Source organism: uncultured Draconibacterium sp. (genome assembly GCF_913063105.1).
In the GTDB taxonomy this organism is placed as follows: Bacteria; Bacteroidota; Bacteroidia; order Bacteroidales; family Prolixibacteraceae; genus Draconibacterium.
In genome coordinates this window covers 145,677-161,771 of record NZ_CAJXYQ010000009.1, presented here as the reverse complement: position 1 = coordinate 161,771, position 16,095 = coordinate 145,677, and the positions used below count along the sequence as shown (strand labels likewise).

At 42.4% G+C, this 16,095-nt stretch carries 15 protein-coding genes; 2 read left to right on the top strand and 13 right to left on the bottom strand.

Annotation, left to right across the window (positions count from 1 at the left end; translation table 11 throughout):
- Positions 1-75: 75 nt before the first annotated feature.
- From fusA to QZ574_RS11125, 5 genes are all read right to left on the bottom strand, one after another.
- On the bottom strand, positions 76-2,187 hold the full coding sequence (gene fusA, locus QZ574_RS11145; protein ID WP_297089563.1) for an elongation factor G: 2,112 nt from the start codon (positions 2,185-2,187) through the stop codon (positions 76-78).
- Between the two features lie 59 nt (positions 2,188-2,246).
- Positions 2,247-2,723, bottom strand: coding sequence for a 30S ribosomal protein S7 (gene rpsG / locus QZ574_RS11140; RefSeq protein WP_297089562.1), 477 nt, complete (start codon positions 2,721-2,723; stop codon positions 2,247-2,249).
- 134 nt (positions 2,724-2,857) lie between these two features.
- Positions 2,858-3,232: a 30S ribosomal protein S12 gene (gene rpsL / locus QZ574_RS11135; protein WP_297089561.1), complete on the bottom strand. Its 375-nt coding sequence runs from the start codon at positions 3,230-3,232 to the stop codon at positions 2,858-2,860.
- 434 nt (positions 3,233-3,666) lie between these two features.
- The gene (locus QZ574_RS11130; protein ID WP_297089560.1) at positions 3,667-4,971 is read right to left on the bottom strand and encodes an HlyD family efflux transporter periplasmic adaptor subunit; all 1,305 of its coding nucleotides are present in this window, start codon (positions 4,969-4,971) and stop codon (positions 3,667-3,669) included.
- A 6-nt stretch (positions 4,972-4,977) separates the two neighbouring features.
- Positions 4,978-7,167, bottom strand: a complete 2,190-nt coding sequence (locus tag QZ574_RS11125; protein ID WP_297089559.1) for a peptidase domain-containing ABC transporter — start codon at positions 7,165-7,167, stop codon at positions 4,978-4,980.
- Positions 7,168-7,348: 181 nt separating this feature from the next.
- On the opposite strand from QZ574_RS11125, the gene QZ574_RS11120 reads away from it, so the two are divergent.
- Both QZ574_RS11120 and QZ574_RS11115 read left to right on the top strand, forming a co-directional pair.
- Positions 7,349-7,873 (top strand): hypothetical protein, encoded by a 525-nt coding sequence (locus QZ574_RS11120; RefSeq protein ID WP_297089558.1) that lies wholly within the window; start codon positions 7,349-7,351, stop codon positions 7,871-7,873.
- Positions 7,874-7,921: 48 nt separating this feature from the next.
- Positions 7,922-8,425, top strand: a complete 504-nt coding sequence (locus QZ574_RS11115; protein WP_297089557.1) for a hypothetical protein — start codon at positions 7,922-7,924, stop codon at positions 8,423-8,425.
- A gap of 70 nt (positions 8,426-8,495) precedes the next feature.
- Here QZ574_RS11115 and QZ574_RS11110 read toward each other — a convergent pair whose 3' ends face one another.
- The 8 genes from QZ574_RS11110 to cysI all read right to left on the bottom strand — a co-directional run bounded on the left by QZ574_RS11110 (position 8,496) and on the right by cysI (position 16,040).
- Positions 8,496-8,789: a hypothetical protein gene (locus QZ574_RS11110; protein WP_297089556.1), complete on the bottom strand. Its 294-nt coding sequence runs from the start codon at positions 8,787-8,789 to the stop codon at positions 8,496-8,498.
- A 59-nt stretch (positions 8,790-8,848) separates the two neighbouring features.
- On the bottom strand, positions 8,849-9,835 hold the full coding sequence (gene hemB / locus QZ574_RS11105) for a porphobilinogen synthase (protein WP_297089555.1): 987 nt from the start codon (positions 9,833-9,835) through the stop codon (positions 8,849-8,851).
- A complete protein-coding gene (gene hemC / locus QZ574_RS11100) occupies positions 9,835-10,731 on the bottom strand; it encodes a hydroxymethylbilane synthase (protein ID WP_297089554.1) in 897 nt (298 codons plus the stop codon). The genes hemB and hemC overlap by 1 nt, the downstream gene beginning before the upstream one ends.
- Positions 10,728-11,468: a uroporphyrinogen-III C-methyltransferase gene (cobA, locus tag QZ574_RS11095; RefSeq protein ID WP_297089553.1), complete on the bottom strand. Its 741-nt coding sequence runs from the start codon at positions 11,466-11,468 to the stop codon at positions 10,728-10,730. The genes hemC and cobA overlap by 4 nt, the downstream gene beginning before the upstream one ends.
- Entirely contained in the window at positions 11,450-12,289 is an 840-nt protein-coding gene (locus tag QZ574_RS11090) for an NAD(P)H-binding protein (protein WP_297089552.1), read from the bottom strand. Before QZ574_RS11090 ends, cobA begins: the two co-directional genes overlap by 19 nt.
- Positions 12,290-12,351: 62 nt before the next feature.
- A complete protein-coding gene (hemL, locus tag QZ574_RS11085) occupies positions 12,352-13,659 on the bottom strand; it encodes a glutamate-1-semialdehyde 2,1-aminomutase (RefSeq protein WP_297089551.1) in 1,308 nt (435 codons plus the stop codon).
- Positions 13,628-14,338, bottom strand: coding sequence for a uroporphyrinogen-III synthase (locus QZ574_RS11080; protein WP_297089550.1), 711 nt, complete (start codon positions 14,336-14,338; stop codon positions 13,628-13,630). Before QZ574_RS11080 ends, hemL begins: the two co-directional genes overlap by 32 nt.
- A 1-nt stretch (position 14,339) precedes the next feature.
- Complete coding sequence (gene cysI, locus QZ574_RS11075; RefSeq protein WP_297089549.1) at positions 14,340-16,040, bottom strand: assimilatory sulfite reductase (NADPH) hemoprotein subunit; 1,701 nt, start codon at positions 16,038-16,040, stop codon at positions 14,340-14,342.
- Between the last annotated feature and the right edge of the window lie 55 nt (positions 16,041-16,095).

The window sequence follows — 16,095 nt, the reverse complement described above, 5'->3', positions numbered from 1 at the left end:
TCTACCAAGTTGTGATCGTACGATTTAAGCTTAATCCTGATCTTTTGACTCATAAGAGAAAATTGTTATAAATTATTATAATAAATCAATTCTTCCTTGTACATCTGCTAACACTTTCTCTGCCAGGTTACGCGGAACCTCGGCATAGTGGCTAAACTCCATTGATGAAGTAGCACGTCCTGATGATAGTGTACGTAATACGGTAACATAACCAAACTGCTCTGATAGCGGAACTTTTGCTTCAATTACTTTGGCATTACCTTTTGAATCCATGCTGGCTACCTCGCCCCGACGACGGTTAAGATCGGCGATAATATCACCCATATACTCTTCCGGAGTAACAATCTCAAGCTTCATAATTGGCTCAAGCAGTGCAGGTTTTGCTTTCGATGCAGCAGATTTAAATGCTTGACGTGCACAGATTTCAAATGACAACTGGTCTGAATCCACCGGGTGGAATGAACCATCAAGCAGTGTTACTTTCAGGCTATCAACAGGGAACCCTGCTAACGGACCATTGGCCAATGCATCTTTAAAACCTTTCTCTACCGATGGGATGTATTCACGTGGAATACGACCACCTTTTACCTCGTCGATAAATTCAAGTCCTTCTTTTCCTACTTCTGTAGGCTCAACACGACAAATAATATCGGCGAATTTACCACGTCCACCAGTTTGCTTCTTGAATACTTCACGAAGCTCAACTGACTGAGTAATAGCTTCTTTGTATGCTACCTGAGGAGCTCCCTGGTTACATTCAACTTTGAACTCGCGTTTCAAACGGTCGATCAAAATTTCAAGGTGAAGCTCACCCATACCGCGAATTACTGTCTGACCTGAATCTTCGTCAGTTCTAACAACGAATGTTGGATCTTCTTCAGCCAGTTTTGCTAAACCGTTTCCAAGTTTATCAACATCTTTTTGAGATTTAGGCTCAATAGCAATACCAATTACCGGTTCCGGAAAATCCATGCTTTCCAGCTCAATTGGATTTTTAAGATCGCCAAGTGTATCACCTGTACGAATATCTTTAAAACCTACTGCAGCACAGATATCACCTGCCTCGATAACATCTTTTGGATTTTGCTTGTTAGAGTGCATCTGGTATAAGCGAGAAATACGCTCTTTTTTACCTGTACGTGAGTTGTATACGGTTGAACCCGCCTCAATTTTACCAGAATAAACACGGATAAATGCCAAACGACCTACGAATGGGTCGGTAGCAATTTTAAATGCCAGTGCAGCCAAAGGTTCATCTGCATCAGGCATACGTGTTACTTCTTTATCGATTACCGGGTTTTTACCTTTAACTTCGCCTTTGTCAAGCGGAGAAGGCAAGAACTCACAAACCGCATCCAACAAACGCTGAACACCTTTATTTTTAAATGCTGATCCACACATCATCGGAATGATTACTCCTTCCAAAGTTGCTTTACGGATTACAGCCATCATTTCTTCAGCAGTAATTGAATCAGGATCTTCGAAGTAACGCTCCAAAATTTCATCGTCAACTTCGGCAACCGATTCAACTAATTTTTCTTTCCATTCGTCAGCCTGTTCTTTTAATTCTTCAGGAATTTCGCTAAGAACATATTTAGTTCCCATTGTTGCGTCGTCTTCCCAACGCACTGCTTTCATCTCAACAAGGTCGATAACTCCCTCGAAAGTTTCTTCAGCACCGATAGGAATTTGCATTGGAACAGGATTCGCACCTAATTTTTCTTTAATTTCATTGTATACATTAAAGAAATCGGCACCCTGACGGTCCATTTTATTTACAAATGCAATACGCGGAACACCATATTTTTCAGCCTGACGCCATACCGTTTCCGACTGTGCTTCAACACCTCCTACAGCACAGAAAAGAGCTACAGTACCATCAAGAATACGCAGCGAACGCTCAACCTCTACGGTAAAGTCAACGTGTCCCGGAGTATCAATAATATTGATTTTATACTCCTGCTCTTTGTGTTTCCAGAAGGTGGTAGTTGCAGCAGAAGTAATTGTAATACCTCTTTCCTGCTCTTGTTCCATCCAGTCCATGGTTGCAGCACCATCGTGCACTTCACCAATACGGTGAGTCATACCTGTGTAAAACAAAATTCGTTCTGACACGGTGGTTTTACCGGCGTCGATGTGCGCCATAATACCAATATTCCTGGTATATTTCAGATCTTGTTTAGCCATTTTAAATTACCTATTTTCTATTACCAAATTTTACTAAACTATATTTTGTTCTCTCTAAACTAAAATCTGAAGTGTGCGAATGCACGGTTTGCTTCGGCCATTCTGTGGGTATCTTCTTTCTTCTTATACGCTCCACCCTCTTCGTTAAATGCAGCAATAATTTCAGCAGATAACTTATCGGCCATAGATCTTCCAGAACGTTTTCTGGCAAACAAGATCATATTTTTAATACTGATTGCGGTTTTTCTTTCCGGACGAATTTCCATCGGAACCTGGAAAGTAGCACCACCAACACGGCGGCTTTTAACCTCTACAGCAGGAGTGATATTCTCCAATGCTTTTTTCCACACTTCAAGTGGAGATTGCTCAGCATCTTTCATTCTTTTTTCTACCATATCCATGGTATCGTAAAAAATACTGTATGCGGTAGATTTTTTCCCATCCACCATAAGGTCGTTTACAAAGCGGGTTACCAGCACATCATTAAACTTTGGATCTGGCAACAAATGCCTCTTCTTTGGTTTTGACTTTCTCATTTTAAAACTTTTTAGTGTTATTTAAATCGGTTGCCCTAAGGCGGTCTTCAATTCTCCTCCGGAAGACATTAGAGAGGATCCTTTACTCAACCAAACCACTGAAAATAACGTAGTTAATTACTCTTTTTTACTGCTTATTTTTTCGGTTTTTTAGCACCGTACTTCGAACGACGCTGAAGACGACCTTCAACACCTGCTGTATCGAGTGCTCCACGAATTAAGTGATAACGTACACCCGGAAGGTCTTTTACCCTACCACCACGAACAAGTACAATCGAGTGCTCTTGCAAGTTGTGGCCTTCTCCTGGAATATAAGCATTCACCTCTTTACCATTAGTTAACCTTACCCTTGCAACTTTACGCATTGCTGAGTTAGGTTTCTTAGGCGTAGTGGTATAAACACGTACACATACCCCTCGACGTTGTGGGCATGAATCTAAAGCCGGAGATTTACTTTTCTCCACTTTAGTTTGTCTTCCTTTTCTAACTAACTGTGAAATAGTTGGCATAACTACCTGTTTTTTATATAGTTAATAATCATTTCTCAAAACGGACTGCAAAATTATGCAAAAATCCTTAATTATCAATCGTTTCGAGACGAAAAAGCGCACTTTTCCCCTAAAAACGGCTCGCAAAAGTACGAATTTTAATTAAAGTACAATAAGTTTTGAGTTTTTTTTTGAAATAATTAAGATTGAAAAGGATTGAGATTGAAAAGGTTGGAAGCATGAAGTTGAGAAGTTGGCAAAAGACAATTGCAAAATGTGAAACAGGCTAAACAAGGTTAATATAGTCTATTCGATGGGTGTGGTATTTTTTCGCTACAAAGATTTGAGAAAAGATAAGGTTTTATAGGCATTTAAGTTTAGCGAAGGGAAATAAGTTCATTTTTTTATCAACCTTAGCAGCCTTGTATTGACTTAATCTAAACTTTACTCTTTACCTACCGCACCCTTTCTTTCCAGAGTGCTTTAAGCGGATTAAAGATACGTTGAATCAAACGCAGGTCCTCGGTGATAATTTCGGACTGTCCCATTAACTGGCTTTGCATTTGCAGCTCGTTATCGTAATTGGTAACCAATCCGTTAGGAAAAACGATTTCAACCATATAAAAACTATCTTCGGGCACCAGCGAAACACTTTTTACTTTGCCACGAACCAAACCATATTCCATGTACGGGTAATTGTCGAATTTCACATTAACATCAAGCCCCTCTTTTACTTTTCCCGATCCACGAACAGGCAACTCAACTTTGCCTACAACCTCACCAACATCTTCGGGAACGATGGTTAAAACACGGTCGCCTTCGGTAATATTCTGGTTTTCGGCATAAAACTTATTAAAGGTAACCACCCCATCAATAGGCGATCGTAAAACATAAGTCAGAAACCAGTCACTGGCCTGACTTTTCAGGTTATTAAAAGCCTCAATCAGTGCCGACTCGTATTGAATTTTATAATCGTGATATTCTTTTTCGTTTTCAATAATTTTCTGATCCAGTTCGCTGATATCAATTTGTCGCTCGGCTAAGGTGGAACGAATACCATCGAGTTCCGATTTTTTACTCAACATATCCGATTCAGCTTGCTCTAAAACAGTGGAAGAAACAACCTCTCCGGCCAGCAATTTTTTCTGGCGTTCGTAATTGCGTTGTTTAATCTGGTATTCTTTATCGATGGCAACTTTTTGCTCCCAAAGGCGGTCGTATAAAATCCGTGCATTTTTTAACTGCTCCTTATACGACTCCTCTTTCAACATATAATAATTACGTTGATAGAATTCATTTAACTCCTCGTATCGGGTTAAAAACTGCGAATAATACTCTTGCACTGCCCCCAATTGCAGACTTTTATTAAAGCGCTGCGAAACGGTGAAATGAAGCGTATCAAAATCTGGCTGAACTGCATTTATCATTTTTTCCAACTCAATAACATCGTTATATTCTGCCGGATTTTCGATTAAAGCGATAGTTTGCCCTGCGGCTACATGATCTTTATCCTCAACAAACAACCTATCGATTTTACCTGTTGCCCGGGCAACCAAGGTAGCCGGTGGATTTTCGGTAGTAACCACAATATTCGAGCGCAAAATATCGGGATAGTAAAAAACGAAACTGCCAATGATGATAAACGAAAAAATGGCAACAAAAACCAGAATACCGTAACGAACAATGCGCGATGGTACTCCGCCAAGTATCTCCTGTACTTCGCCGGAACGAATTTCTATTTTATTTTGCTCGTCAGTCATTTGTCATCAGTTTCCCAGTTCCAATTGATTTTTAACCAGTTGATAATATTTCCCTTTTTTTGCAATCAGCTCTTCGTGTGTTCCGCGTTCAACAATTTCGCCGGTGTCGAGCACCACAATCTGATCGGCATTTTTTACCGTGCTTAAACGGTGCGCCACCACAACAACAGTTTTTCCCGCCGAGAATTTATCCATATTTTCCATGATCATCTTCTCGTTGTTGGCATCAAGCGCATTGGTTGCCTCATCGAAAAAAAGGTACTCCGGCGATTTATAAATGGCACGGGCAATCAGAATTCGCTGTTTCTGCCCCTGGCTTAACCCCACGCCTTCCTGCCCTATTTTTGTGTTGTAACTTAAGGGCAATGCTTCGATATAATCCTGAATATTAGCCATTTTTACGGCATTCAATAAACGTTCCTGATCGATAAGTTCGTCGTTTACCACAATATTTTTTGCAATACTGTCTGAAAAGATAAAACCATCCTGCATTACCACGCCACAGTTGTCGCGCCACATTTGTGGGGAATAGTTGGCCAATCGTAATCCTCCAATTTTAATATCGCCGGCAACGGGCGGATAAAAACCAAGCAACAATTTTATTAATGTCGTTTTTCCGCTGCCGCTGGTTCCAACAATGGCTGTTGTTTTCTTTTCCGGTATTTCCAGATCGATATTATTCAGCACCTTTGGCGAACGTGGCCCTTCATATTGAAAAACCAAATCGCTAACAACAATTCCTTTGTTTTCGGGCAGGTTTCTCACATACGATTTTCCGGCTTCGCTTTCATCCTTTTTATCGTGAATTTCGGCCAAACGCTCCAAACTAATTTTAGCATCCTGTGCGGTATGCATAAAACTAATGAGCTGGCGCAAGGGTGTATTCAGCTGCCCAATTATATATTGTATGGCCAGCATCATACCAAGTGTTAATTCGCCATTTACTACCGCTGTGGCAGATATGATTATGATGAGTATATTTTTTGTTTCGTTTATAAATACCGAGCCGGCATCTTGATATTGCTGCAACGAAAGGCTTTTTACACTAACTTTAAACAGCCCGGCCTGAACACGCTCCCACTCCCAGCGCTTTTGCTTTTCGTAGTTGTTCAGCTTAATTTCCTGAATGCCGTTAATAATCTGGATAAGTTTACTCTGATTTTCCGAAAGTTTACTAAAACGTTTAAAATCGAGCTCGCGACGGCGTTTCATAAAAACATAAATCCAGACAAAATACAGCGCCGAGCCAAGTATAAAAATAAAAAATATGGTCCAGCTGTAAATGGCCAGCACAATGGCAAAAACCACCAGGCTAAAAACCGAGAACAATACCCCAATTGATTGCGCTGTTAAAAAACGCTCAATCCGGTCGTGATCTTCAATGCGTTGTAAAATATCGCCAATCATTTTTGAATCGAAAAAGCCTAGCGGCAATTTCATCAATTTGATCAGAAAGTCGGAAATTATGGAAATATTAATGCGCGTACTGATGTGCAACAATATCCATGAGCGAATAAACTCTACCGACATTCGGCTGATAAACAACACGAGTTGAGCAATAAGTACAAGGTAAATAAAACCAATGTCCTGGTTATTGATACCAATATCAACAACACTCTGCGTTAAAAATGGCAAGACCAGTTGAATACAGCTTCCCAAAAAGAAACCAAGAATTAACTGAATTACCAGTTTTTTGTACGGCTTCAGGTAATTAAATACAAATTGAAACCCGGTACGCTTCACCTTATCATCTTCGCTCTGGTAGAAATCGGGCGTAGGTTGTAAAAGCAGGCATATTCCTTTTTCCTCTCCGCCAGAAACTGTCGAAATCCACTTTTCACAAAACTCCTTTTCGGTGTATTCAATCCGCCCAAATGCCGGATCTGCCACGCAAACTTTCCCTTTTTTAAACTGGTGAACCACAACAAAATGATCCTGCCCCCAATGCACAATACACGGCAGCGGTGCTTCGTTTTTTAATTGCTGAAAAGTAATTTTTACGCCCATCGAACGCATTCCAATAGCCTCAGCCGCATCGCTAATTCCAAGCAGCGAGACTCCCTCACGGGTAATATATGAGTTCTCGCGAAGAAATTCGGTGGTAAAATGTTTCCCGTAATATTTAGCCACCATACGCAAGCAGGTAGGGCCGCAATCCATCGCATCAAACTGTTGATAAAACGGGAACTTTGACATAATCAGGTTTTGTTGCGGAAAGATAAAAAAAATTATTATTGGTCGCGCCTGTATTGCAAAATTGATTCCATTTGCGATAGATTAAATTTATTTAACAAAGTAGTTCGGTATGCTTTTTGTTTTAGCCTGAGCCGGTTAAAACTTTTAGGTATATTTGTTAGCAATAAACATAATTTAATACATGATGAGCCTCAAAATTCGAATAGCATTTTTGATTATTTTTTGCCTTCCGATAGTAAGCCGGGCACAACTGCCAAAGTACGACATACAGATTGTTAGCTGCATTGAATCGCTGGTTCCGGGAGGTTTGGGAAGATCGCGAATGATATCGCCGGTGGTAAAGGTAGATTATAGTGATTTTACCTCGCAACAAACAGGCGAAAAGAAAAACAAAAACAAAAGCAAGCGAAAAAACATTCGTATTAAAGATTACGAAGAAACCAAACTGCTAAATTTTTATAACGAAGGAGGAATTCGCTTTCAGAACATTGTTTCGAACGATGCTCTGGTAACATCAAAACTAAACGAAATGCTTGCCAACGGGTGGGAACTGTTTGATGTTAAAACCGATGTAGAAAGCAAAATGGCAAACGCAAGTATAAAAAAAGAGCTTCTTAAAGCCATACTTGATGAGAACAGCGAGAGTCCGAACGATCCAAACGGCCTGTTTCTTACCCGGTATTATTTCAGAAAAGAAATTAAATAATCCCATAAACATCAATTTTTCAAGCTAAAATTCACAAAACAAATAAAAATGAAACACTTACTTATTTTCACACTGCTGGTGCTGTTTTTTGTACCACTGAGCAAAGGCCAGGAGGCGCCGCAATACGAAGTAAAAATAATAACATCAATCGAGTCGATTATTCCAAGCGGGGTGGGTCGCTCCCGATTACTCTCAACCGACCATAAAGTAGACTACAAAGAATTTACCACCCGCCAAACAGCAGAAAACGGAGACCGAAATAAAAGCGACCGTCAGGAAATACGTATTAAGGATTACGACGAAACTAAACTGCTCAACTTTTTTAATGTTGGAGGAATTCGCTTTCAGAACATCGCTTCGAATGATGCCTTACTTACCTCAAAAATAAACGACATGCTGAGCCAGGGCTGGGAACTTGCCTTTGTAAATACCGGAGTTGAAAGCTATGGCGGCTCCGACGACAGTAACGGCATTTTTATTACACGATATATTTTTAAACGTATAAAACAGAACAATCCCATTAATCTTGACAGCCTGATGAATGAGGAATAAACCTCGCATCACTTGTTTTTTTAAATTTTTTCGGGGAACTGGGTCAACCCAATTTCCCGAAAGAATTGCCTTACCAAAGCGCCAATACAAGCAGAAAAATAATTACCGGAACAAAACCAAGCAAAGACAGCGGGCGTGCCTTTTCGAAAAACTTTTCTTTTCCGCTGAAATAATAAAATATGGCAATAGGTAACAAAGCAACCGCAAGCGTAAATCCCAGGTAATTATAGAATTCGTCTTTGTCGGTTAAGAATTTAAATCCGTGATTTCCCTCATCAAAATACCATAAACCGGCATTTATTACAGCAGAAATAAGGATTAAAATGATTGGGAAAATGCGACAGCATAGTTTCTTTTCGGGCATGGTTTTCTATTTTTAAGTACTCACAAATCTATAAAAACCATCATTTATTTCACCAAGGGCTACTCTTTCAGTATGTCGGCAATCGTTTCTGCCCAATAGGTAAGAATAACATCGGCTCCGGCACGTTTAAAGGAAATCATCGATTCCATTACAACCCGTTGCTCATCAATCCAGCCATTTTGTGCGGCTGCTTTCACCATCGAATATTCGCCACTTACGTTGTAAACCACAACCGGTATATTAAAGTTTTCTTTTACACGTGCCACAATGTCAAGGTAGGCCAGCCCTGGTTTTACCATCACCATATCGGCACCTTCGGCAATATCTTGTTCTATTTCGCGTAAGGCCTCGTTGCTGTTTCTAATATCCATTTGATAAGTGCTACGGTTACCAAATGCGGGTGCACTATCAGCAGCATCGCGAAACGGCCCATAAAATCCGGATGCAAATTTTGCCGAGTAGGCCATTATTGGTACTTTGTAAAAACCGGCCTCATCCAGCGCTTCCCGAATAACTTTCACTCTCCCGTCCATCATGTCGCTAGGGGCAATAATGTCGGCTCCGGCTTGCGCCAGCGAAACCGACTGGGCAGCCAAAGTTTTTAAGGTTGAATCATTTTCCACATCGCCATCAACAATGGTTCCGCAGTGCCCGTGCGTAGTGTACTCGCAGTTGCATACATCGGCAATAATCAAAAGCCCTGGCAACTCCTTTTTTAAGGCTACCATGGCTTTTTGAACAATGCTATTTTCGGAACAAGCCAAATGTCCGTGTTCATCTTTTTCCTCGGGTATTCCGAAAAGCAAAACAGATTTTATCCCTTTCATACACAGTAGTTTACATTTTTCAACCAGTGTATTAACCGAGAAACGGTATTGCCCCGGCATCGAGGTAATTTCCTGTTTTACATTTTCTCCGAATGTTACAAAAAGCGGCATTACCAGGTCGTTTAAAGAAACATTAGTTTCGGCTACCAGCTCGCGGATCTGGGCATTGTATCTTAATCTTCGCAGGCGAGTTGTTGGAAATTGTGGTCTATTCATCATTATAAGTTTTTGTCTATTATTTTTTTTGCGATTTCTTCGACCCCGGGCATTAGCTTTGCCACAGGAATTTCTATTTTAACTTTTTCGATATTGCACCAACCGGGTTTATGCGCAATGGCACGAAAGGTAACTTTGCCCGCATCCGTTTCAGCGTGTGCCGCCAGTGGATAACGACAGCCGCCACCAATAAGCTGCATAAATTTTCGTTCGGCAGCTACCTGCTTTTCTACGCCAGGGTCATTTATTTTTTCGAGCAAAGCCAAAACAGTGGTATTTTGCCGGTGAGACTGCACCACCAGCGCGCCTTGTCCGGGTGAAGGAACGGCCTCATCCAGTGAAAAAAAGCTGTTTTGAGGTATGGAATAGCCGAGTCGTTTTAATCCGGCAGCAGCCAAAATTGTTGCATCGTAATTGCCATTCTTCACTTTTTCTACACGTGTATCAACATTTCCTCTTATGTTTTTAAAAACCAGGTCGGGGCGAAGTAACTGCAACTGCATCCTGCGTGCCGGACTGCTTGTGCCAATTACACTTCCCCTTTTCAGCTCGGAAAAGTGGACGTTATTGCGGGAAATCAAAACATCGCGCACATCTTCGCGCTCGGGATAGGCAGCTAACACCAAATCGGGATGCGCATCAGAAGGAACATCTTTGAGGCTGTGCACGGCAATATCTGCCTCGCCAAGCAAAATCTTTTCCTCTAACCCCTTTACAAACACACCGGTATTCCCGAAAGCCTGAAGCGGCGTAGTCTGGTCAATATCGCCGCGAGTGGTAACTTCAAGCACCTCAATGCTTAACTGCGGAAACTCTTTCAGCAGAAGACTTCGAACAATTTCGGTTTGTTTTAAAGCCAGGCGACTCCCCCTGGTTGCTATGGTAATTTTCTGTTTCATGCTACGGGATTTGTATGTTTTCCGATTACAATTACTGTGGGCATTGGTGGGCTATTTTCCTGAAGAAAAACTGCCGTTTCACCCAAGTTGGTGGAAAAAAAACATTCATCTATCTGGCCAATCCTACTCATCAGTTGCACCGGCGTTTGTACACTAATACCGCGTGTCACCAGTGTTTCGGCCAGCTCTACCAGATTATTCAAGCCCATGTAAACCATTACCGGCGAGCCGGTTTGTAACACGGCCACAACAGCTTCAATATCGGAAAAACTACCATTCACACGATGGCCCGTAGAAAACAAGGCCAGTGCATTTTTTCCGCGTTCGGTAACCGGCACTTCAAAACGGGCAGCACCCGCCAGTGCTGCGGTAACGCCCGGAACAACCTCGTAACACAAGCCGGCCTCCTTGCAAAATCGTGCTTCTTCTGATCCGCGGCCAAAAATAAAAGGGTCGCCGGCTTTTAATCGCACCACCCGTTTGCCCTGCCTGGCGGCTTTTAAAAATTGCTGATGAATTTCGTTTTGTCGCGCTGTCTGATCCTGGCCATCTTTGTATAATTTGCCCACATAAACCAGCTCAGTTCCGGGTTTAGCACAATCAAGAATAGCCGCTCCCAACAAAGCATCATACAAAACCAAATCGGCCGAACTTAATCGCTTCATCGCTTTCATGGTCAGCAACTCCGGATCGCCGGGCCCGGCTCCAACAATTGATATCAAATGCGATAAGCCCATTCTTCCACCTCTTTTAAATAATCCATCGGACTGTTGTATACAAACGAATATTGTAATTGCTGAATGAGTTTATTGCTATTTACAATTTTAAAAGGCCCATGTTCTTTTGAAAACACCGGCACCGGCAATTCGCTTATTTTAGCTGCCCTGGCATAAAACTCGTTTCGCCCGGGGTGTTCCGGACAAACAGCATTAAAGACCTCGCCCCAGATATTCTTCTCAAGAATTTGGGTAATTATATTTACACAATCATCGCGATGAATAAGGTTTACAGGAGCATCGAACAAGGGTTCTTTTTTGTTCTGCACAAAACGCGCCGGGTTACGATCGTAACCAATTAACCCGCCAAACCGTAATACGGTGGTTTTAAACTCGGAACAGGATAAAAGCAGTTGCTCGGCGGCTAACAATGCCTTTCCCGATGTTTTCTCCGGCGAACCTTCCTGCCCTTCAACAACTTCTGCGTTTACCGATTCGTAAACAGAAGTAGATGAAACAAAAAGTACTTTTTTCACACCTACTTCTTTAATTTTTGCGATTAGCTGTTCTATTTTTGGGGGGAATGAATCTTCAACACACCTGGTACGCGTGGGAGGAAATGCTACAACCAGAACATCTGTATTAAAAAAGCTGTTATAATCCACCTCAAGCGACCGGGCTTTTACTTTAACATAAAAGGTGCTTATACCCGATAACTCCAGCTTATTGTAACTCTGCGTAGTTGTTGTCGATCCTTTTACTTTCCATCCCTGCCTTAGCAGCGATTTCCCCAGGGCGGTACCTAACCAACCGCAACCTAATATTGAAATTGTCTTTCTCATGAGTAGTCGTTTAAATTATTTGGTAATCGATTAAAAATGTGCCCATCAAACCACTTATCCACTTAGCGAACAACCGGTTTCTTCATTAAACTGTGGCAGCTACTTTTAGCCGCCGCAATGGTTTCCAGCAGTAGTTTTTCGGTATGAGTTGCAGCAATAAACCAGGCTTCGTAACCCGATGGTGGCAGATGCACTCCGTGGTTTAACATCTGCTGAAAAAATCGGGCGAACAAATCCATATCTGCCTCTTGTACATCAGCGAAAGAATGCACCTGCTTATTGGTAAAAAACACACTTAACATCGAACCTACCCGATTGATGCGATGTGGCAAATCAAATGAGTTAAAAACCTGTTGCAAGCCATTTTGCAATATTTCGCTTTTTTGGTTGAGTTGCGCATAAATTCCGTGATTGCTTTTTAATTCAGAAAGAATGGCAATTCCGGCGGTGGTAGCCACCGGGTTACCCGACAAGGTTCCGGCCTGGTACACAGGCCCGGCAGGTGCCAGTAAGTCCATAATTGATTCCGGGCCGGCAATAGCCCCTACCGGAAATCCTCCGCCAATTATTTTTCCGTAAGTCACCAGGTCGGCACGAATGTTAAATACCTCCTGTGCTCCACCGGGCGCCAGTCGAAAACCGGTCATCACCTCATCAAAAATCAGAACTATGCCATTTTTTGTAGCCAACTTGCGAAGTCCACGCAAAAAATTATCATCGGGAGGAATACAGCCCATGTTACCAGCTACCGGCTCAACAATTATAGCCGCGATCGCGCCGGGGTTACAGGCAATAATTTCTTCCACCGTAGGTAGCTGATTGAATTCGGCAATTAAGGTATTCTGTACCGCATTGACCGATACTCCGGGGCTTGAAGGATTCCCAAGGGTAAGTGCACCGCTACCGGCTTTTACCAAAAAAGTATCGGCATGACCGTGGTAACAACCGTTAAATTTTATAATTTTCTGTCGTCCGGTGGCAGCCCTGGCCAGCCTGACAGCAGTCATACAGGCTTCGGTGCCCGAATTCACCAAACGAACCTTTTCAATGCCCGGCACCATCGACACCACCAGTTCTGCCAATTCAATTTCTTTTTCGGTAAGCAGTCCATAACTCGATGAATGCGCCAACTGTTGTTGCACAGCCCTTACAACTCCCGGCCAGGCGTGTCCTAATATCATTGGCCCCCACGATCCCAGGTAATCGATGTATGCATTTCCATCTGCATCAAGCAACAAACTCCCACTGGCGCTTTTTATAAAACGTGGTGTACCTCCTACCCCGGCAAAAGTTCGCACGGGCGAATTCACTCCTCCCGGAATGCTTTGTTGTGCTCGCTTAAATAACTGTTTGCTTTGTGCTGTTTTCATAAATCCAATTGTTTTTTTGCGCTTCGTAAATGGCCATTTTCACCATCTCTTGTTCTGTTTGATTAAAACATGTTTTTACTTGGTTTGAAAATACCGAGCGTGCTTTTTGTGCTGTTGTTTCGCCAATAGCAATAATTTGCGCCTGCGGCTCAAGCCTATTGCCGGCAATCGAAAAACTCTCTATTCCGCTGGGGCTGAAAAACAAATAGAGCTGATACGTTTTATCAATTTTAGGCTTTAAAAGTGTTGTTCTGTACACCACTATTTCTAACGGCCGGATGTATCGAAACCCTTCTGCACGGTCTCCCTTTAAAAAAACAAGGCAATTTTCACGGTATTTTTTTTTCACCAGGTCTTCCAACGATTTGCTGTTCTTTTTTTCTGAAACCAGTATTTTTACCCCAAGCTTTTTAAGTAACGTCTTCTGATTTTCCGAGAGACAGAAGATGGTGTCGGTTTTGGCAAATCCGATCTGTTGGTAATACTGCAACAACCACAAAGCCGCATTTTTACTGCTAATTATCCAGGCGCCCGGTTTCTTTTTCCTGGTCTGAAAGAACCTGTCACCAGGCAAGCAGTAATCAGTTGCGATTAAAGGCTGTGCTTTAAACTCAAGCCCATGTTCCCTCAAAAGTTTTTCTGACTGGGGCTGAATCGTTCTACCAATAAAAACTGCCATTTTAATGCCTGAAAAGTTTTCCCTCTGTAAGCTCTTTTACATATTCTTTGCGAAACACAAAGTCGCTAAAATGCTCGCCGCCATTTCGGTTTGCAGCAAAATCGGCAATAATGGGTTGCAGCTCGTTTAAAATTTGCTCTTCATTAAGCGTTTGCCGGTACAGTGTGTTTAACTTTGTTCCGTTAAAACTGCCGCCAAGGTACAGGTTGTAATAGCCGGGTGATTTCCCAATTAAGCCAATCTCGGCGAGGTAAGGTCTTCCACACCCATTAGGGCAACCGGTCATCCGAATTACAATTTCCTCTTTATCCAGCTGATATTCTGCCAGTATCTTTTCAATTTTGCTTACCAGCGTTGGCAAATACCGTTCGGCCTCGGCAAAGGCCAGCGGACAAGTTGGCAATGCCACACAGGCGATCGAATTTTTTCGCAAGCCGGAAATAGCTTCTGCAGACACACCATGTTCTTTCAGCAATGCATCAACTTGCTTTTTAACGGCTGCACTAACTCCTGAAATTATCAGGTTTTGGTTTCCGGTAAGAATGAAGTCGCCATCGCCAATTTTTGCAATTTCGCGCAAGGCTGTTTTTAGCTTTCGTTCGCCGGTATCGCTTACACGTCCTCCTTCAACAAAATAAGTAAGATGCCACTTTTTGTCGGTGCCTTTTATCCACCCAAACGAATCGCCTGTGGTTTTAAGCTCGTATTGGCGCTGAGGCTGCAAAGCGTATCCCAAACGTTCTGTCAGCTCTTCAACAAAACCATCAACCCCCATTCTGTCAATCGTATATTTTAAACGGGCTTGTTTTCGGTTTTTACGATTGCCGTTATCGCGTTGTACCAGCACAACTTTTTCGGCAACATCAAGCACTTGTTCCGGGGTGCAAAAACCAATTACTGTGCCTGTTCGCGGATAAGTTTCGGGCATGCCAAAAGTGGAGCCCAGCCCACCGCCAACCACTACGTTGTAACCAACAATTTTTTCATTGTTTACAATAGCGATAAACCCAAGATCTTGTGAAAATACATCGCAATCGTTGTGGGGTGGGATAACAATACCAATTTTAAACTTACGGGGCAGGTAACGTTTTCCATAAAGCGGCTCAATTTCTTCTTTGCTGTTGGCCACAAGCTTTTTATCGAGCCAAATTTCGTGGTATGCACCCGTTTTTGGCAAAAGGTGTTCGCTGATATTTTTAGCTACATCTATAATTTCGGCATGCAAAGGCGACTGCGCCGGATTGGCATGGCTCATTACATTTCGGTTTACATCGCCACAGGCAGCTATGGTGTCCATCAAATAACTGTTCATTTCGCTGATGGTTGCTTTCAGGTTCTTTTTTAATACACCATGCAACTGAAAAGTCTGACGCGTTGTAAGCTTCAACGTTTGATTGGCATACTTTTCAGAAAGTTCATCCATAGCCAACCACTGTTTGGGAGTAAATTTTCCGCCGGGCATGCGCAAACGAATTAAAAAAGAAAAGGCCGGTTCCAACTTTTGCCGTTTCCGCTCCTTATCCACATCGCGGTCCCACTGTTGGTAAATTCCATGAAATTTTGACAGTTGTGTATCGCCCTCGGCAATGGCCCCGGTAAGCGGGTCGGCCAGGCTTTTTTCCAGCGTTCCGCGCAGGTAATTACTTTCATACTTCAGCTTTTCAACTTCTGAAAGCTCAAGCCAGTTAATAGCATCGCTCATATTTCATAATTTTTTGGGTTACGGGGTGTATTGTGGTTGAGTAGGCCACGCACCC